The 17,492-nt window shown below is 72.6% G+C and carries 15 protein-coding genes; all 15 read left to right on the top strand.

The genetic code is table 11. The features are described from left to right. The first annotated feature begins 2 nt into the window (after nucleotides 1-2). The 15 genes from ABT369_RS11675 (at nucleotide 3) to ABT369_RS11605 (ending at nucleotide 17,485) form a co-directional block, all read left to right on the top strand. Nucleotides 3-287 (top strand): phosphopantetheine-binding protein, encoded by a 285-nt coding sequence (locus ABT369_RS11675; protein ID WP_350611691.1) that lies wholly within the window; start codon nucleotides 3-5, stop codon nucleotides 285-287. Between the two features lie 2 nt (nucleotides 288-289). Continuing rightward, the gene (locus tag ABT369_RS11670; RefSeq protein ID WP_350611690.1) at nucleotides 290-1,345 is read left to right on the top strand and encodes a glycosyltransferase family 4 protein; all 1,056 of its coding nucleotides are present in this window, start codon (nucleotides 290-292) and stop codon (nucleotides 1,343-1,345) included. Next, the gene (locus tag ABT369_RS11665; RefSeq protein WP_350611689.1) at nucleotides 1,342-2,211 is read left to right on the top strand and encodes a thiamine pyrophosphate-dependent enzyme; all 870 of its coding nucleotides are present in this window, start codon (nucleotides 1,342-1,344) and stop codon (nucleotides 2,209-2,211) included. The genes ABT369_RS11670 and ABT369_RS11665 overlap by 4 nt, the downstream gene beginning before the upstream one ends. Continuing rightward, entirely contained in the window at nucleotides 2,208-3,155 is a 948-nt protein-coding gene (locus ABT369_RS11660; protein ID WP_350611688.1) for an alpha-ketoacid dehydrogenase subunit beta, read from the top strand. Before ABT369_RS11665 ends, ABT369_RS11660 begins: the two co-directional genes overlap by 4 nt. Next, a complete protein-coding gene (locus tag ABT369_RS11655; protein ID WP_350611687.1) occupies nucleotides 3,152-4,177 on the top strand; it encodes a 2-oxo acid dehydrogenase subunit E2 in 1,026 nt (341 codons plus the stop codon). Before ABT369_RS11660 ends, ABT369_RS11655 begins: the two co-directional genes overlap by 4 nt. Then, on the top strand, nucleotides 4,174-5,223 hold the full coding sequence (locus tag ABT369_RS11650; RefSeq protein WP_350611686.1) for an NADPH:quinone reductase: 1,050 nt from the start codon (nucleotides 4,174-4,176) through the stop codon (nucleotides 5,221-5,223). Before ABT369_RS11655 ends, ABT369_RS11650 begins: the two co-directional genes overlap by 4 nt. 260 nt (nucleotides 5,224-5,483) lie before the next feature. Continuing rightward, nucleotides 5,484-5,900 (top strand): hypothetical protein, encoded by a 417-nt coding sequence (locus tag ABT369_RS11645; protein WP_350611685.1) that lies wholly within the window; start codon nucleotides 5,484-5,486, stop codon nucleotides 5,898-5,900. After that, the gene (gene pstC, locus ABT369_RS11640; protein ID WP_350611684.1) at nucleotides 5,897-6,919 is read left to right on the top strand and encodes a phosphate ABC transporter permease subunit PstC; all 1,023 of its coding nucleotides are present in this window, start codon (nucleotides 5,897-5,899) and stop codon (nucleotides 6,917-6,919) included. Before ABT369_RS11645 ends, pstC begins: the two co-directional genes overlap by 4 nt. After that, nucleotides 6,916-8,190, top strand: a complete 1,275-nt coding sequence (gene pstA, locus ABT369_RS11635) for a phosphate ABC transporter permease PstA (protein ID WP_350611683.1) — start codon at nucleotides 6,916-6,918, stop codon at nucleotides 8,188-8,190. Before pstC ends, pstA begins: the two co-directional genes overlap by 4 nt. Further along, nucleotides 8,187-9,878, top strand: coding sequence for a phosphate ABC transporter substrate-binding protein PstS (locus ABT369_RS11630; RefSeq protein ID WP_350611682.1), 1,692 nt, complete (start codon nucleotides 8,187-8,189; stop codon nucleotides 9,876-9,878). The genes pstA and ABT369_RS11630 overlap by 4 nt, the downstream gene beginning before the upstream one ends. Further along, nucleotides 9,878-12,511 carry a hypothetical protein gene (locus tag ABT369_RS11625; protein WP_350611681.1) on the top strand — a complete coding sequence of 878 codons (2,634 nt, stop codon included), beginning with the start codon at nucleotides 9,878-9,880 and terminating at the stop codon, nucleotides 12,509-12,511. The genes ABT369_RS11630 and ABT369_RS11625 overlap by 1 nt, the downstream gene beginning before the upstream one ends. 137 nt (nucleotides 12,512-12,648) lie before the next feature. Further along, a complete protein-coding gene (locus tag ABT369_RS11620; protein WP_350611680.1) occupies nucleotides 12,649-13,884 on the top strand; it encodes a hypothetical protein in 1,236 nt (411 codons plus the stop codon). Nucleotides 13,885-14,056: 172 nt separating this feature from the next. Beyond that, nucleotides 14,057-15,349 (top strand): Ig-like domain repeat protein, encoded by a 1,293-nt coding sequence (locus ABT369_RS11615; protein ID WP_350611679.1) that lies wholly within the window; start codon nucleotides 14,057-14,059, stop codon nucleotides 15,347-15,349. A 79-nt stretch (nucleotides 15,350-15,428) separates the two neighbouring features. Next, nucleotides 15,429-16,553, top strand: a complete 1,125-nt coding sequence (locus ABT369_RS11610) for a WxL protein peptidoglycan domain-containing protein (protein WP_350611678.1) — start codon at nucleotides 15,429-15,431, stop codon at nucleotides 16,551-16,553. Continuing rightward, nucleotides 16,550-17,485: a sortase gene (locus ABT369_RS11605; protein ID WP_350611677.1), complete on the top strand. Its 936-nt coding sequence runs from the start codon at nucleotides 16,550-16,552 to the stop codon at nucleotides 17,483-17,485. The genes ABT369_RS11610 and ABT369_RS11605 overlap by 4 nt, the downstream gene beginning before the upstream one ends. The last annotated feature ends 7 nt before the right edge of the window (nucleotides 17,486-17,492 follow it).

Below are 17,492 nucleotides of genomic sequence, written 5' to 3'. Positions count from 1 at the left end.
CGATGACTCCCGAGGAGACCACGGTCGCGCGGATCTGGACCGAGCTGGGGCTCAAGCCCACGTCGGCCGAGGACGACTTCTTCGACCTCGGCGGCGAGTCGCTGGTGCTGGTCGGGTTCCTGGCCCGGGTCCAGGCCGAGATGGGCCTGGAGCTCGCCGTCGACGAGCTGTTCGAGGAGGACCTGACGGTCGCGGCGGCGGCCCGGGCGATCACCCGGGCCGCGCTCGCCGAGCTGGACGGGCTGTCCGACGCCGAGGTGGCCGAGCTGCTGAGCCGGGCCGAGTAGCGATGCGGGTGTTGCTCGCGCAGAACATGCCGTGGCTGCCCGGGCACGGCGGGGCCACGAAGTCGAACCGGCTGCTGCTCGAGGAGCTGGCGGCCCGGGGGCACCGGTGCGTGGCCGTCACCCGCGGTACCCCCGGCGTGCGCACCATCGCGGGCGTCGAGGTGTTCGCGGCCGACGGTCCCCGCCTGCCGAGGCTGCTGCGCGAGGTCGCCGCGGCCGAGGAGCCGGACTGGACGCTGGTGCCGTCGGACGACCCCGGCCTCATGGTGCTCGGCACCGCGCTGCGGGCCACCCCGGACCGGGTCGTGTACCTCGTGCACACCCTCCAGCAGCTGCCGTTCGGGCCGCGCGCGTTCTACCCGAGCGACTCCGGCCGCCGGATGGTCGCCCGGGCCCGCGGGATCGTGTCGGTGAGCCGGGCCGCGCACGACTACGTGCTCGAGCACGGCGGGCTCGCCTCGACCGTGCTGCATCCGCACGTCTACCACCAGGGCCCCCCGGCGTTCGACGCCTCCGGTTGCGTCACCATGGTCAACCCGTGCGGCTTCAAGGGGCTGCCCGTCCTGCTCGGCCTGGCCGACGCCCGGCCCGGCCTGCGCTTCCGGGCGGTGCGTACGTGGGGCAGCACCGACGGGGAGCTCGCCGAGCTCGCGGGCCGGCCCAACATCGAGGTCGTGCCGGCCGCTCCGGACATCGCCGACGTGCTGCGGGGCAGCCGCGCGCTGCTGATGCCGTCGCTGTGGGACGAGACGTTCGGGTACACGGCGGTGGAGGCGATGCTGCACGGGGTGCCGGTGCTCGCCTCGGACGTCGGCGGGCTGCGCGAGGCCAAGCTCGGGGTGCCGTACCTGCTGCCGGTCGACCCCATCACGGAGTACGAGCCGCAGCGGGCCGGCGAGCCGTACCCGCGCCCGGTCGTGCCCCCGCAGAACATCGAGCCCTGGCTGGCCGCCCTGGACGACTGCGCCCGATACGCCATCCCGGGCCAGGAGGCCGCCTCGGCCTTCGTCGAGGGACTCGACTTGGGGGCGCTCGAGAAGTACCTGGTGAACCTGTGAGCGCGGACCTGCGGATGCTGCTGCTCATCCGGCACTTCGAGACCGCGCTGCTGGAGCTGTTCGCCCGCGGGCTGCTGCACGGCACCACCCACACCTGCCTCGGCCAGGAGGCGGTGCCGGTCGCGCTGATGCCGCTGCTGGACCCCGAGGACTTCGTGTTCGGCAACCACCGCGGCCACGGGCACTACCTGGCCCGCTTCGACGACCCGGCCGGCCTGCTCGCCGAGATCATGGGGCGGGAGGGGGCGGTCTGTCACGGCGTCGGCGGCAGCCAGCACCTGCGGCGCGACCGCTACCTGTCCACCGGCGTGCAGGGCGAGAGCCTGCCGCTGGCCGCCGGGGCCGCGCTGCACCTCGCGCGGACCGAGCCCGGACGGCTCGCCTGTGCGTTCATCGGCGACGGTACGTGGGGCGAGGGCGCCGTCTACGAGACGCTGAACCTCGCCGCCCTGTGGCGCCTGCCGCTGCTGGTCGCGGTCGAGCACAACGGCATCGCGCAGAGCACTCCGGCGGCGGCCGCGATGGCCGGCACCATCGCCGCGCGGGCGGCCGCGTTCGGCGTCGAGCACCTGCACGTGCCCGCGGCCGAGCTCGGCGACGACGTCGGCGCGATGCGGGCGATGCTGGAGGAGCCGCTCAAGCACGTGCGCGACGGCGCCGGGCCGCTGGTCGTCGAGTTCGCCGTGCACCGGCTCGGACCGCACAGCAAGGGCGACGACACGCGGCCGGCCGCCGAGGTGGCCGCGCTGCCGGACTGGTACGCCCGCCACGCCGGCACCGCGCTGGACACCGAGCAGCGCGCGCGGGTCGCGGCCGTGGTCGCCGACGTGACCGCCCGTCCGCCCTCGGTCTGGGAGTCCCGGTGACACGGGTCGCCGAGCGCCTCAACGCGGCGCTGGGGGAGCTGCTGGCCGGGGACCCGTCGGTGTACCTGCTCGGCGAGGACATCACCGACCCGTACGGCGGCGCCTTCAAGGTCACGAGGGGCCTGTCCACCCGCTTCCCGGACCGCGTGCTCGGCACCCCGATCAGCGAGTCGGCGATCGTCGGCGTCGCCAACGGGCTGGCCCTGGCCGGGGACAAGGCGATCGTCGAGATCATGTTCGCCGACTTCGCGCTGCTCGCCTTCGACCAGATCGTGAACGTCGCGGCCAAGTCGACGGCGATGTTCGGCCGGCCGGTACCGATGCCGCTGATCGTGCGCTGCCCGGCCGGGGGCAACCGCGGCTACGGGCCGACGCACAGCCAGAGCCCGCAGAAGCACTTCCTGGGCGTGCCCGGCCTCGACGTGCACGAGCTGAGCCCGTTCACGGAGCCGCTGCCGATGCTGCGCGCGATGCTCGCCTCCGGACGCCCGTCGGTGCTGTTCGAGGACAAGGTGTTGTACGGCCGGCCGATGGGCCTGCCGCCGCTGTTCCGCGCCGAGGGGGACACGGTCGTCGTGGACGGCGCGCCTGGCGACGACTTCCTGATCGTGGCGCCCGGCGGGCTCGCCCACCGCGCGCTGGAGGCGATGGAGGCGTTGCTGGTGCGGTACGAGCGCTGCGGCGCCCTGCACGTGCCCACACGGCTCTACCCGTGGGACCCCGAGCCGGTGCTGCGCCACCCCGCCCGGCAGATCCTCGTGGTCGAGGACGGGCCGCCGGGCGCGTCCTGGGGCACCGAGGTCGCCTATCGGCTGCGGGACTGCGGGCGGCCCGTGCGCGTGCTGCACGCGGCGGACACGGTGGTGCCGACCGCGGCCCACCTGGAGCGGGAGGTGCTCGTGCAGGCTTCGACGATCGTGGCGGCCTTGGCGGCACTGACGTGACCGAGATCCGGGTGCCGAAGCTCAACACCAACGACGCCGAATACACGCTGCTCGAATGGATCGTGCCGCCGGGGACCCTGGTGCGTGAGGGTGAACCGGTCGCGACCGTGGAGACGTCGAAGGCGGCCGAGGAACTGCCCGCGCTCGGCTCGGGGTATCTGCAGCCGCTGCTCCAGGCCGGTGCGGTGTGCTCGGCCGGGTCGGTGATCGGGCGCCTCTCGGCCGCCCCGGCGGAGCCCGCTGTTTCCAGCGTTTCGGAAATGTCGGATGTCACTATTACGGAGCCGGCGCTGCGGGCCATGGCCGAGCGGGGGATCTCCCGCGCGGCGGTGGAGGCGCTCGGGCGCAGGGTGATCCGGGTGGCCGACCTCGACGAGCTGGCCCCGGCGCCGGGCGCGCCGCGGGAGGAGCGGCTGCCGCCGGTGCAGCGGGCCGTGGCCGCCGTCGTGGCCGAGTCGGCGCGCAGCATCCCGCAGGCGTTCGTGGCCGTGCGCGTGCCCGTCGAGGCCGCGGTCGCGCGCGGGCGGGAGCTCACGCGGCAGTACCGCCGCCTGATCGGCCTCCCCGAGCTCACCATCGCCGCGATCGGCGCGGTCGCGGCCGAGCACCCGGACTGCTTCGCCGCGTTCGTGCCGCCGGACCGGGTGCGCCGGGCCGCGGGCGTCGACGTCGGGGTGACCGTCGACGTCGGCCAGGGCCTGCACGTGCCGGTCATCCGCGACGTGCCGGGCCTGTCGCTCGCCGGCATCGCGGAGCGCCTGATGGCCCTGCGCACCACGGCCCTGCGCGGGGCCTTCCGCCCGGCCGACCTCGCGGACCCGGCGATCCTGCTGGCCCTGCACACCGACCCGGACGTGACCGCCGCCGTGCCCCTGGTGCTGCCCGGCACCACGTGCGCGATCTCGCTCACCGCGCGGGTGGACGGGCACGTGAGGCTCGGGCTGGCGTACGACCACCGGGTCCTCAACGGCCGCGGCGCCACCCTGTTCCTCAAGGCGGTGGCGGCTACGTTAGCGGTATGACCGAGAACTACAGGGCGATCGTGTACACCGAGTTCGGTGAGGCCTCGGTGCTGAACGTGACCGAGCGGGTGCTCGTGGAGCCGGGGCCGGGTGAGGTGCGCGTCCGCGTGGCCGTCTCCGGGGTCAACCCGACCGACTGGAAGACCCGCACCGGCGCCACCGCCATGGCGCCCGTCGCCGCCGAGGGCCAGGTGCCCAACCAGGACGGCGCCGGGGTGATCGACGCCGTCGGGCCCGGGGTGAGCGGGTTCGCCGTGGGCGACCGCGTGTGGCTGGTCATGGCGGCCTACCAGCGGCCGGGGAGCGGGACCGCGCAGGAGTTCACGGTGGTGCCGGTCGATCGGGTGGTACCGCTGCCGGATGCGGCGTCGTTCGAGGCCGGAGCGAGCCTGGGCGTGCCCGCGATGACCGCGCACCGGGCGCTCACGGTGCACGAGGGCGCGCCCGCGCGGCTGGCCCCCGGCGCGCTCGCCGGCCGCAACGTCCTCGTCGCCGGCGGGGCCGGGGCCGTGGGCAACGCGGCGATCCAGCTCGCGGTCTGGGCCGGGGCCAATGTCGCGGCCACGGTCAGCTCGCCGGAGAAGGCCGAGCTGGCCCGCCGGGCCGGGGCGCACCACGTGGTCGACTACCGCGCCGCCGATGCCGCCGAGCGGCTCCGAGCCGCGCTGCCCGGCGGGGCGGACGTGGTCGTCGAGGTGGCCGCGGCCCACAACGCCGAGCTGAACCTGGCCGTGCTGCGCTCCGGCGGGACGATCGCGGTCTACGCCAACGACAGCTCCGGCGGGCCGTTCGCCGTGGACGTGCGGCGGCACATGGTGCTCAACGTGCGGTACCAGTTCGTGCTGCTCTACACCGTCCCGCGTCCGGCCCTGGCCGAGGGCGCCGCGGCGGTGAACGCGGCCCTGGCCGACGGCGCCCTGCGCTTCGGCGCCGAGGCCGGTGTGCCGCTGCACGAATATCCGCTCGCCGAGACGGCGGCGGCGCACGCCGCGGTGGAAAACGGCGCAATCGGCAAGGTGCTCATTCGCGTGACCATCGGTATTTAGGAGGACCCGGTATCGACCGATCGGCCAATCAATTCGACTTGCATTTCGTGAGGCAGAAACCGCAGGTCAGCGGCGTTTTTCGGCCGCCAATTGCCGAGCAGCGGTCCTTTCCGTTGGAAAACCTCGAAACGGTCACGATCGACTTCCGGCGGCCCACGCTTCGTTCGGCGTTCACGATTTCTCCCTCGGCACTTGGCTAAGCCTTGCGAGGTTCAGCACTGCGTTCCCGCCCGGGTCGCAGTGCTGAAGCTGGAGAGGCCATGCCCCAGGTGCGAATCCAGGTCCTGTGTGGACCACCCTCGGTGCATCCGCGCCGGATGGGCTGGTCCACGGGGGCGATCGGGCGCGACGAGTGGTACGCCTGGCGGCTCATCGGCACGAACAACCACGAGCTGGGTCGCAGCGCGCTGAGCTTCCGCAGCTACCAGGCCGCACTCGCCGCGTTCGCCGAGGTCCAGGCGGGCCACGACCGGCTCGTCCAGCTCCCCGTCCCCGAGCGCCCGACCGGCCGCTGGGGCTGGCGGCTCGAGCTCGACGGCGCGGCGGTCGCGGTGAGCGGCCGGTGGTACCAGCGGGACAAGCTCAGCCTGCTCGGTGCGGCCAAGTTCGTCGCCCTGTGCGCCGCGGCCGAGCCGGCCGACGGGGTCGTGGCGCTGCACGATCGGGCCGCGCGATGAGCCAGGACCTCGTCGCCCCGCCGGCGGACGCGCCCGCGGTCCGGCCGGCCCGGCGCAAGCTGGTCGCCAACGCCGGCCCGGCCGACAAGGTCTACCGCGGCGTGGCCCGCGGCGGCGGCAGCCTCGTGCTCGTCCTCATGGCGCTCGTCGGCACCTTCCTCGCCTACCGGGCCTGGGAGGCGCTCAGCCAGGCCGGCCTCTCCTTCATCACCACCGAGCAGTGGAACCCCGACGGCGGCGGCTTCGGCATCGCCGCGGTGATCGTCGGCACCGTGCTCATCGCGATCGTCTCGGTCGTGGTGGCGGTGCCGCTGGCCATGGGCACCGCGCTCTACATCTCCGAATACGCCCCCCGCTGGCTCAAGCGCACGATGATCGCCATGGTCGACCTGATGGCGGCCGTGCCGAGCGTGGTGTTCGGCCTGTGGGGCGCGTTCTTCCTGCAGTGGAAGATCATCGACCTGTCGCGGTGGATCGCCGACTGGTTCGGCTGGATCCCGATCTTCAAGGTCGGCGGCGTCGAGCGGCACGACCCGCTGGCGACGATGACGGCCTACACCTCCTCGACGTTCATCGCCGGCGTGGTCGTCGCGCTCATGGTCGCGCCGATCGCGTGCTCGGTGATGCGGGAGGCGTTCGGCCTGGCCCCGATGGGCGAGCGCGAGGGCGCCTACGCGCTCGGCGCCACCCGCTGGGGCATGATCCGCAGCGTCGTGCTGCCGTTCGGCCGCGGAGCCGTCGTCGGCGGGACCATGCTCGGCCTGGGCCGGGCGCTGGGCGAGACGATCGCCGTCGTCATGATCATCTCGCCGCGCTTCGAGATCCAGCCGCGCGTGCTCGAGCACGGCACCAGCTCGGTCTCGTCGCTCATCGCGCTGCGGTACGGCGAGGCCAGCCCGTTCGGCATCTCGGCCCTCATGGCGGCCGGCGTGGCGCTGTTCGTGCTGACGCTGCTCGTCAACTTCGTGGCGGCCTTCGTGGTCTCGCGGTCCCGCTCCGGCGCGATGAGCGAGGCGTGACCGTGCAGACCGTGCGGCAGACCGTGTCCCAGGCCGAGCCCGCGACGCTGCCCCTCCCCGAGCCGGGCACCGTGGTGCCGCAGCGCCCCACGGGGCCCAGCGCGCAGCGCCGGCGCCGCATCGGCGGGGTGCGCCGCACCGACCTGTACGCGATCGCCGGCGCGATCGCCGCGGGCAGCGCCACGACCGGCGTGCTGTGGACCCAGCTCGGGCCGTTCACCGGCCTGCTCGGGTACGTCATCGTGACCTGGCTGGTGACCGTCGTGTGCTATGCGGCGCTAGTCTCCCTCGACGAGAGCCGCGCGGCGATGCGCGACCGCATCAGCGCGTTCGTGGTGCACTCGCTGGCCGCGGTGCTCGTCACCGCGCTCGTGTTCGTCATCTTCTACACGTTCTCGCGTGGCTGGCGCGCGATGGTCCACCTGAACTTCTACACCCAGGATCTGCGCACGACCCTGGCCACCGACCCGCTCACCAAGGGCGGGGTGCTGCACTCCATCACCGGCACGCTCATCGAGCTGGGGATCGCGCTCGGCATCGCGGTGCCGCTGGGCCTGGTCGCCGCGATCTACCTGCACGAGGTGCCCGGCCGGTTCTCGCGCTTCGTGCGGACCGTGGTCGAGGCGATGACCGCCCTGCCGGACATCATCGCCGGGCTGTTCATCTACGCGACCCTGATCCTGATCTTCCATCTCGGGCCCTCGGGCTTCGCGGCCGCGGTCGCGCTCGCGGTGACGATCCTGCCGATCATCATCCGCACGGCCGACGTGGTGCTGCGGCTGGTGCCCGGGTCGCTCAAGGAGGCGTCCCTGGCGCTCGGGGCGAGCCGGTGGCGCACGACCTGGCACGTGCTGCTGCCGACCGCCCGCTCGGGGCTGGCCACGGCGGTGATCCTCGGCGCCGCGCGGGCGATCGGCGAGACCGCGCCCGTGCTGCTGACCGCCGGCGTGACGGGCTACCAGAACCTCGACCCGATGCACGGCTCGATGATGTCGCTGCCGCTGCTGGCCTTCACGCAGGTGCAGTCGCCGGAGAAGAACGAGATCGCCCGCGGCTTCGGCACCGCCTCCGTGCTGCTCATCCTCGTGCTGCTGCTGTTCATCGTCGCCCGCGTCATCGGCGGCCGCGGCCCCGGCGAGCTCACCGCGCGCGGCCGCCGGGCCCGCGCGGCCGCCTCGCGCCGCGACGAGCGGCGCATGGCCGAGCGGCGCGCGACCCCCGCTGTGTTCGCCCCACTCCCCGTTCCCAGCCAGGAAGAGACCGGACCATGAATCCTCGGCGTTCTCGTTGGCGTCGCCGGACTGCGCAGGGCATCGCCGCGCTCGTCGTGGCGATGGTGAGCCTCGTCGGCACCGCGCGACCCGCGGCCGCGGTGACCTACGTGCCGATCTCCGGTGGCGGATCGACCTGGTCGTACAACGCGTTCCACGCCTGGATCGGCAACGTGGGCCAGTACAAGATGCGGGTCGACTACGAGCCCACCGGCTCCACCACCGGCCGCACCAAGTTCCGGGCGGGCTCCCTGGACTGGGCCGCGTCCGACATCCCCTACGGCGTCAAGGACGGCAACAGCAACGACGATCCGCCGCCGCGCGGGTTCGTCTACATGCCGGACACCGCCGGCGGCACGACCTTCATGTACAACCTGAAGATCGGCAACAAGCGGGTCACCAACCTGCGGCTGTCCGGCGAGAACGTCGCCAAGATCTTCACCGGCGTGATCACCAAGTGGAACGACCCGGCGATCAAGGCCGACAACCCCGCCCTGAACCTACCCGGCACCACCATCGTGCCGGTGGTGCGCTCGGACGGCTCCGGCTCCAGCGCCCAGCTCACCCAGTGGATGATCGCTACGCAGGGCAAGTACTGGACGGCGTACTGCCAGAAGGTCGGCCGCAACCCGTGCACCCAGACGTCGGCGTACCCGGTGCTCGGCGGCTCGGCGATGATCGGGCAGCCCGGTGACCTCGGCGTCTCCGGCTACGTCAGCCAGGCGGGCGCCGTCGGCTCGATCGGCTACGTCGAGTACTCCTACGCGATCCAGGCCGGGTTCCCGGTCGCGAAGGTGCTCAACGACGCCGGCTACTACACCGAGCCCACCGCCGGGCACGTGGCCGTGTCGCTGCTCGGCGCGAAGATCAACAACGACAAGAGCGACCGGGCCAAGTACCTGACCCAGGACCTCTCCGGCGTCTACACCAACAAGGACAAGCGCACGTACGTGCTGTCCTCGTACTCGTACATGATCCTGCCGACCACGAACGAGTTCGGCTTCACCAACGCCAAGGGCCTCACGCTCGGCGACTTCGGCAACTATCTGCTGTGCCAGGGGCAGAGCCAGGTCAACGCGCTCGGCTACTCGGCCCTGCCGATCAACCTGGTCCAGGCGGGCTTCGGCCAGCTGGCCCTGGTCCCGGGCGCCGTCGTGCCGCCGCCGACGGACATGAGCAAGTGCAACAACCCGACCTTCTCGACCGACGGCACCAACACGCTGGCCAAGAACGACCCCTTCCCGCAGGACTGCGACAGGATCGGCACCACCCAGTGCGCCGAGGGCACCGGTGGCGCCACGGGCAACACCGGCGGCACCGGCAGCGGCAGCGGGGGCACCGGCGGCACGGGGACGGGCTCGGGCACCGGCGGCACGGGCACCGGCACGGGTACGGGCGCCTCGGGGGCGCCGACCGACGGTGCCGCGGCGCCCGCGCAGTCCTGCGACGCGGACACCGGCGTCTGCTCCGGCGGCGGCTCGGGCGGCGGCACCGGCGGCGGCGCGGGCGCGCCCGGGCAGGTCGACGCGGCCGCGGTGGAGACGTCGGCCGCGCTGAACAACGGCTTCGAGGTCGTCCTCATGGTGGTCGCCGCGGCGCTGCTGCTCGGCCTCGGCCTGATTCCGCCCCTGGCCGCGCAGCTGGGCTCGAACCGCCGGGCGCGCCGCGACTCCTCGGGCGGTCTGTGATGCGCGACCTGGTCACGCGCGCGCTGGGCACCAGGGCCGCGCGGCGGCGGGTGGCGAGCGCGTTCGCCGCGGCGGCGGCCGCGCTCGGGCTGCTCGCGCTCGGCACGGGCGGCCCGGCAAAGGCGGACACGTCGTCGGACCAGATCACCGGCAACGGGATCACGGACTCCGCGGTCACCGTCCGCTGGGACGCCGGCCTGCTCGGCCTGGACAACAAGACGCCCGTCAAGACCCGCGACTCCGCCGACCCGTACGCCTTCATGCACGCCGACTTCAAGGACCTCGAGGTCACCGTCGGGCAGACCGAGAACCTCGTCCACCAGGCCATCAAGGTGACCTGGAAGGGCAAGCCGATGAAGGGCCTGTTCAACGCCAACTACCTGCAGATCATGGAGTGCCACGGCGACGATCCCGCGGGGCCGGCGCCGGAGAACTGCCAGTTCGGCAGCGAGGGCCTCAAGCAGGACAAGACCGGCGGCTCCTACATCGGCACCCGCAACGGCAACGTCTGCGACAAGCACCAGCCCAGCACCGCCGAGCCGCCGGCGGCGCCGGGCCTGGCGGCGTTCCTGGGCTGCGACCCGGCCGAGGACCCGGCCGCGCCCGGCTACAGCCACCACAATCCGGCCGGGGGCACCGACACCTACACGGTGCCGTTCGTGCCGGTCAACACCACCGACAAGATCTACCAGCCGGGCGAGTGGCCGTTCAACAAGTACAACAGCAACGAGATCCAGCAGGCCGGCACGCGGGCGGACGGGACCGGCGACGCGTACTTCAACACGCTGACCCAGACCGAGGCGCCCGGGCTCGGCTGCGGCGAGATCAAGAGCGACGGCAAGCCGCGGGACTGCTGGCTGGTCATCGTGCCGCGCGGGGAGTACGAGCCCAACGGGTGGAAGCTCCAGGACTTCGACGCGGCCTCGATCATCCAGGAGTCGCCGCTCGGCGCCGCGTCCTGGGCTCAGCGCATGCAGATCCGGCTCAAGTACAGCCCGGTCGAGCCGAGCTGCGCCCTCGGGTCGGCCAAGGAGCGCCAGACCCAGGGCACCGAGCTCGTTTCGCACGCGGTCTTCTCGTGGCAGCTCGCGCTCAACACGGCGGCCAAGTGCTCGAAGCTCTACGGGTACTCGGCCACGCCCGAGGCCTCGAACACGTCCGAGCTGACCCACACGACCTCCGAGACCGGGCTCGCCTTCACCACCGTCCCGATCGGCACCGAGGCCGTTCGGGGCGGCGGTACGCAGCCCACCCTGCCGCCGCTGGCCTACGCCCCGGTCGCGGTCTCGGCGATCACGTTCGGCTTCCACGTCAACCTCGCGGACGGCTACGTCAGCACACCGGTCAAGCTGTCCCCGCGGCTGGTCGCCAAGGCCCTGACCCAGTCCTACAAGAGCGATCTCACCGACGTGCGGGACAACGGCGGGGCGGGCCCCGAGTGGGCCCGGCAGAACCCGGCCTTCATGACCTCGGATCCGGAGTTCATGAAGCTCAACCCCGGCCTGCCCTTCCGGTCCGGCAGCTCGCTCATGGCGCCGCTGCTGACCGCGGATCACTCCGGCGTCATCCAGCAGGTCTGGGCCTGGGTCCTGACCGACCCGGCGGCGCGCGCCTGGCTCGGCGGGCAGCGGGACGAGAACGGCATGATCGTCAACGAGCTGTACCAGAAGCTGGACCTCGGCTCGAGCCCGCTGGACTCGTTCCCGCGCCCCAACAAGTGCTTCAACACCGGCGCGCCGGGCGAGAAGATTCCGGACCGCTGCACGCTGAATCTCCTGCCGTACATGGAGAACTACGACGACAGCGCGAGCCGGGTGCGCGCGGCCAACAACCCCGAGGGCGCCGACTGGAACCCGAACCTGCGCTCGCCGAGCGGCGAGGCGGGCTGGTGGGAGGTCAACCAGCCCATCGAGTTCCCGGGCCAGATCTTCATGTGGGGTGTCATGGACACCGCCAGCCTGGCCAACTATGGGGTCGTGCCGGCCGAGCTGTGCAAGTCGGACGGCACCGGCTGCGTGTCGCCCACGACGGCGTCGCTCACGACCGCCCTCGGCAGCGCCAAGGAGGACAGCAGCGGGCTGCTGCACGTCGATCCGGCCAACGCCGGGTCCGGCGGATACCCGCTGACCACCGTCACCTACGCGGCGGTCCGGCGCAACCAGGACGCCGCGGCGCTGTCGGACTACGCCGCGCTGATCAAGTACGCGGTCAGCGACGGCCAGCGGCCCGGCGTGGAACCCGGCCAGCTCCCGCACGGCTTCCTGCCGCTGCCCGAGAGCCTGCGTGGCACCGCCATGGCCGTCGCCGACCTGCTGCTCACCCCGGTCATCACCGCCTCGGCCACCGAGTCGGAGGGGCCCGGCACCGGCGGCTCCGGCACGGGCGGCAACGGCTCGGGCGGCGTGCCCGAGACCGGGGCGCGGCCGGTGGCGTCGAGCTCGGCCTCCTCCGCGGCACCCTTCGCCACCACCTCGGTGAGCCCCCAGCCCGCGGCCCTGTCCACGCCGGCCCTGGAGGTGGGCGCGGTCCGGTGGGCCCTGCTGGCCGTGATGATCGCCGGCCTCAGCGGGGCCGTCGGCGGCCCGCTGCTGCGCTTCGCGCTCAGTCGCCGACCTCCGGGCGCCGGGGGATAGGCCTACATATCCGCGTAACCCGTCCTTCATGTTGGCGTACACCCACGTATCGCCACCTTCTACACACATCCGGTATCGGCCCGGCCGCCCGGCTCCACAAGATGTTGTCGCTCCCCCCATCGCTGGAAAGGACGCACATGAACAACACGAAGCGGCTCGTGCGGCGGATGCTGGTCGGCGGCATCGCCGCGGCGACCGTTGCCACGGGTCTCGTCGTCGGCGTGGCCGGGCCCGCCTCGGCCGACCCGGTCTCCGACCTGGTGGGCGTCGGGTCCGACACCACCCAGGACGTGGTGAACGGCGTCGCCGACAGCATCGGCCTCGGCCTCATCGGCTCGTGGGACGCCATCGACCCGAGCACCAAGGCCCAGCACGTGGTGATCAACCCGAAGCGGGGCTGCACGTTCAACCGCCCGAACGGTTCCGGCCAGGGCGTCACCGCGCTGCGCCAGTCGGGCGGCGTGGCGGCGGCCATCGCCGCTCCGTTCGCCGACGAGGTCGACCAGCCGGAGGCGGGCTGCGTCGACTTCGCCCGCTCCTCGAGCGACCCGGGCACCGCGCAGTCCAACACCGGCCGCTGGGTCTACATCCCGTTCGCGCTGGACGCGGTCGGCGTGGCCAGCCAGCACTTCGGCGACACCACCGCCGCCAACTACAACGCGCTCAGCTACGACCCGACCAACGCCGCGACCGGCACGGGCACGCTGCAGAAGCTGTACCGCGACGGTCAGCCGGTGGTCATCAACGGCACCACCTACGACCCGCAGTGCAACGTCTCGCCGTGCACCGGTGGCGCCACCCCGATCCACCTCTACATCCCGCAGAACGGCTCGGGCACGCGCTCGTTCTGGCTCAGCAAGATGGGCATCGGCACCGTGCCGGCGTGGCTGCACGACCACGCGTGGACCGGCACCGACTACAGCGGCGCGCTCGTCGAGGAGCACGACGGCACCGTCCTGCAGAACGACGCGAACGGCATCGCCCCGTTCTCGATCGCGCAGTGGGTCTCGCAGCGCAACGCTCACGGTGACCGCCGCCACGGCGCCCACCTGCACAGCCTCGTGAACATCGGCGTCACGCCGAACGCGACCGTCAACCCGCTGTCGGGCGCCTTCCCGACGTCGGAGACGGGCAACCTGAACGCCACCTTCATCATCCGCCGCGAGGTCTTCAACGTCGTCGAGTGGAAGAAGGTCAACGTGGGCAACGCGGCCTTCGACGCGAAGCTCTACTCGGTCTTCGGCCCGGGCCAGGGTCTCTGCGGCAAGTCCGCGGTCATCCTGAGCTACGGCTTCGGCCTGCTCAACAGCGCTCCGCTGGGCCACACCTGCGGCGCGATCGTCGACGGTCTGCGGGCCTACGGCACCGACTGATAACCGTGAATCCGGGCCGGTGCCTGGCCGGCGGGAACCGAGCCGGGCACCGGACCTTCGTGCAGCGTCCTGGACTCGCTCCAAAACTCAGACTCCCCGGGGGCCATCCCGGGGTCGTCCAGGGCTGTGCAGCGGGCATTGCCCTCTATCCGAAAGGTCAGTGTAGCCCCTGATGAAGACCACTTCCCTGAAGCGCCAGGCCCTCGTGGCCGGTGTGGTGCTCGGGGCGATGGGCGCGACCCTGCTCGCGCCCTCGATCGCCCAGGCCGAGGTCCCGAACCCGCTTCCCGCGGGCATCAACCTCGGTGGCCTCCACCTCAACCCGACCTCGGGCAACGGTGGCGAGACCCCGAGCTTCACCGCCGACTCCGCCTGCCCGGCGGGGACCAACCTGGCGAACGTCAACACGATCGACCTCGGTGGCGTGGAGCAGACCATCTCCAACAACGTCGCCGGCATCCTCGCGACGTCGCCCGGCTTCGGCACCACGTTCAACACGGACATGAGCACGGTTCAGGCGCTGGCCGGCAACGGCGGCGCGGAGTCGTTCCTGTTCCTGGTCGACTGCCGCACGGGCGCCGGCCACGGCACCTACACCGACGCCGTCCAGGTGGACTTCGCCGCCGACGGCAGCTGGCAGATCCACGGCTCGGGCCCGGTCCAGCAGCCGACCACCACGACGGTGTCCCCGGCCTCGCAGACCGTGGCGCCGGGCACCAACGTGACGGTGACGGCGACGGTCAGCCCGGCCGCCGCGACCGGCACGGTCGAGTTCAAGGAAGGCGCCACCACGCTGTTCACGGCCCCGTCGGGCAGCGGCACCTTCACCTACTCCTCGGCCTCCCTGGCCCTGGGCACGCACAACATCACCGCGACGTTCCACGCGGCGAACGCGGCGGCCTACGGTGACTCGACCTCGTCCGCGGCCACCGTCGTGATCGCCAGCGACACGACCACGGCCACGGAGAACATCCAGGTCGGCGTTCCGCAGGAGCAGGGCGTGTTCACCATGACGGTGGACCCGGGCATCGTGGACATGGGCACCGCCCACCTGCAGGGCACGGGCGACGCCCGCCACTTCCACGCCGAGGGCAACCTCAAGAACGTGAACATCTCCGACGGTCGCGACCAGACCGTCCCCGGCTGGTCGGTCACCGGCCAGGTCGGCGACTTCACCAACACCGCCGACGCCACCAAGAAGTTCTCCGGCACCAGCCTCGGCTGGCAGCCGGCGGTGGTGGCGCAGAACGCGGCCGGCAACGTCGTTGCGGGCCCGGCCGTCGGCACCGGCGTCACCCCCGGCCTGACCAGCGCCAGCAGCCTCGGCGGGGCGCAGGCCGGCAAGGGTCTCGGCGACAGCAAGCTCGGTGCGGCCCTGTCCTTGGACTTCCCGAAGGGCACCACGCCCGGCACCTACGCCGCGACGATCACCATCACCGGCCTCGGCGGCACCCCGCTCGCCTAAAGGCCAGGCGCATCACGGGAGGGGCGCGCGGCGTCGTCCGCGCGCTCCTCTTCGAACCGTCGATCTGAATGGACATGACATGACCACTCCGCGCCCCCCGCGCGCGATCAGCGCCGTGCTCGGCCTGCTGATCCTCGCCGCGACCCTGGTGTTGGGCACCCCGGCCGGCGCGGAGCCCACGCCGTCGGGCTCGATCACGTGGGCGGTCCAGCCCTCGAGCGCGAACGGGCCGGACAACCGCAAGGAGTTCTCCTACCTCGACATCAAGCCCGGCACCGTCATCCACGACTACGTGGCCGTGACCAACTTCAGCGCGGCGCCGGTGACGTTCCAGATCTACGCGACCGACGCGCTCAACGGCAACAACGGCGTGCTGCAGTTGCAGCCGGCCGCCGAGAAGCCCAAGGACATCGGCTCCTGGGTGACGATGCAGAAGACGAGCGTCACGCTCAAGCCGAACGAGCGGGCCATCGAGCCGTTCACGCTCACCATCCCGGAGACCGCCACCCCCGGCGACCACACCGGCGGCGTGCTGGCCTCGATCGGCGTCGAGGAGAACAACGCCAACGGTCCCGTGAAGGTCGACCGCCGCCTGGGCGTCCCGCTGTACCTGCGCGTGTCCGGCCCGCTCAGCCCGGGCATCGCCATCGAGTCCGTCAGCGCCGCCTACCACGGCACCGCCAACCCGTTCGGCGGCGGCAGCACCGACGTGACCCTGACGGTGCACAACACCGGCAACGTCCGGCTCAACCTGAGCCCCGAGGTCGCCGTGAAGGGCCTGTACTGGGTGAAGGTCGCCGGCGTCACCGGCCAGACCCTGCCCAACCTGCTGCCCGGCTCGTCGGTGCAGTTCACCGTGCACCTCGACGGCGTCTATCCGCTCGGCCCGATGACCGCGCGGGTGCGCGCCGTGCCGAGCCAGATCACCGCGCTCGGGCTGCCCAAGGCGCCCACCGAGCCGCAGACCGTCGAGGCCGAGGCGTTCCTGTGGGCCACCCCGTGGCCGCTGTTGCTGCTGCTGATCCTGCTCGCCGGCGGCTTCGTCGGCATCCGGTGGCTGCGGCGCCGGCGGCGCGGACGCCAGGAGCGCGTGGTCGCCGACGCGGTCGCGAAGGCGCGCCAGGAGACCGTCGAGGAGCTGCGGAAGAAAGGCGCTGGCGGCGAATGCGACCGCCGGCGGCGGGGCGGAGTGACGCCCTCATGACCGCGACCGCCGTGCTGCCGCCCCCCGACGTCGTCGCCCCGGGCCCCAGCGCCCCGCCGCCGCGGCCCCGGCGCCAGGCCGGGCCGTACGTGCGGGTGCTCACGACCGCGCTCACGATCCTCTCGCTGGCGCTGCTCGGCTTCGGCGCCTACGTCGGCTTCGTGTCGCGGCTGCACCACGACCGCGCCCAGCTGACCGCGTACGCGAACTTCCGCAAGGACCTCGCCCTCGGCCTCGCGCCGACCGGCCCGACGCACCCCGACGACCCGGCGAAGCTGCTGGCGCTCGGCACGCCGGTGGCCGTGCTCGACATCCCGAAGCTGCACCGCAAGGAGGTCATCTTCGAGGGGACGACCGGGGCCGTGCTGCAGGGCGGGCCCGGTCACCGGCGGGACACGCCGCTGCCGGGGCAGTCCGGGGTCAGCGTGATCATGGGCCGGGCCACCACCTACGGCGGCCCGTTCGGCGACCTCGCCACGCTGGTGCCCGGCGACGAGTTCACCGTCGTCACCGGCCAGGGCGAGCACCGCTACCGGGTGCTGGACGTGCGGCACGGGGGCATGCCGCAGCCGCCCCGGCCGGCCGCGGGCGCCGGGCGGCTGACGCTGACCACGGCCTACGGCGGCATGTTCGTGCCCTCGGACGCCCTGCGGGTCGACGCCGACCTGGTCTCCGAGGTCATGCCGACGCCGCGGGCCCGGCTCACCGCGTCCCAGCTGCTCCCGGCCGAGCAGGTCATGGCGATCGACACCGGCGTCTGGTTCCCGCTGGTCATTGTCGGCGAGGCGCTGCTGCTCGCGGTCGCCCTGCTCTCGGCCGCGCGGGTGTTCTGGGGCACCTGGCAGACCTGGATCGTGGCCGTGCCGGTGGTCGGATTCCTGGGCCTGATGACCGCCGACTACGTCTCCCGGCTCCTGCCGAACCTGATGTGACGCCGAA

The organism is Dactylosporangium sp. NPDC000244, from assembly GCF_040300725.1.
Lineage (GTDB): Bacteria > Actinomycetota > Actinomycetes > Mycobacteriales > Micromonosporaceae > Dactylosporangium.
Note: the sequence above shows the minus strand (reverse complement) of the source record. Positions and strands in the feature narration are given on the sequence as shown.

What these genes read in the sequence shown, in the direction of transcription:
- ABT369_RS11675 (WP_350611691.1), top strand. Translation starts at nt 3, where the DNA reads ATGACTCCCGAGGAGACCACGGTCGCGCGGATCTGGACCGAGCTGGGG.
- ABT369_RS11670 (WP_350611690.1), top strand. Translation starts at nt 290, where the DNA reads ATGCGGGTGTTGCTCGCGCAGAACATGCCGTGGCTGCCCGGGCACGGC.
- ABT369_RS11650 (WP_350611686.1), top strand. Translation starts at nt 4,174, where the DNA reads ATGACCGAGAACTACAGGGCGATCGTGTACACCGAGTTCGGTGAGGCC.
- ABT369_RS11645 (WP_350611685.1), top strand. Translation starts at nt 5,484, where the DNA reads ATGCCCCAGGTGCGAATCCAGGTCCTGTGTGGACCACCCTCGGTGCAT.
- pstC (WP_350611684.1), top strand. Translation starts at nt 5,897, where the DNA reads ATGAGCCAGGACCTCGTCGCCCCGCCGGCGGACGCGCCCGCGGTCCGG.
- ABT369_RS11630 (WP_350611682.1), top strand. Translation starts at nt 8,187, where the DNA reads ATGAATCCTCGGCGTTCTCGTTGGCGTCGCCGGACTGCGCAGGGCATC.
- ABT369_RS11625 (WP_350611681.1), top strand. Translation starts at nt 9,878, where the DNA reads ATGCGCGACCTGGTCACGCGCGCGCTGGGCACCAGGGCCGCGCGGCGG.
- ABT369_RS11620 (WP_350611680.1), top strand. Translation starts at nt 12,649, where the DNA reads ATGAACAACACGAAGCGGCTCGTGCGGCGGATGCTGGTCGGCGGCATC.
- ABT369_RS11615 (WP_350611679.1), top strand. Translation starts at nt 14,057, where the DNA reads ATGAAGACCACTTCCCTGAAGCGCCAGGCCCTCGTGGCCGGTGTGGTG.
- ABT369_RS11610 (WP_350611678.1), top strand. Translation starts at nt 15,429, where the DNA reads ATGACCACTCCGCGCCCCCCGCGCGCGATCAGCGCCGTGCTCGGCCTG.
- ABT369_RS11605 (WP_350611677.1), top strand. Translation starts at nt 16,550, where the DNA reads ATGACCGCGACCGCCGTGCTGCCGCCCCCCGACGTCGTCGCCCCGGGC.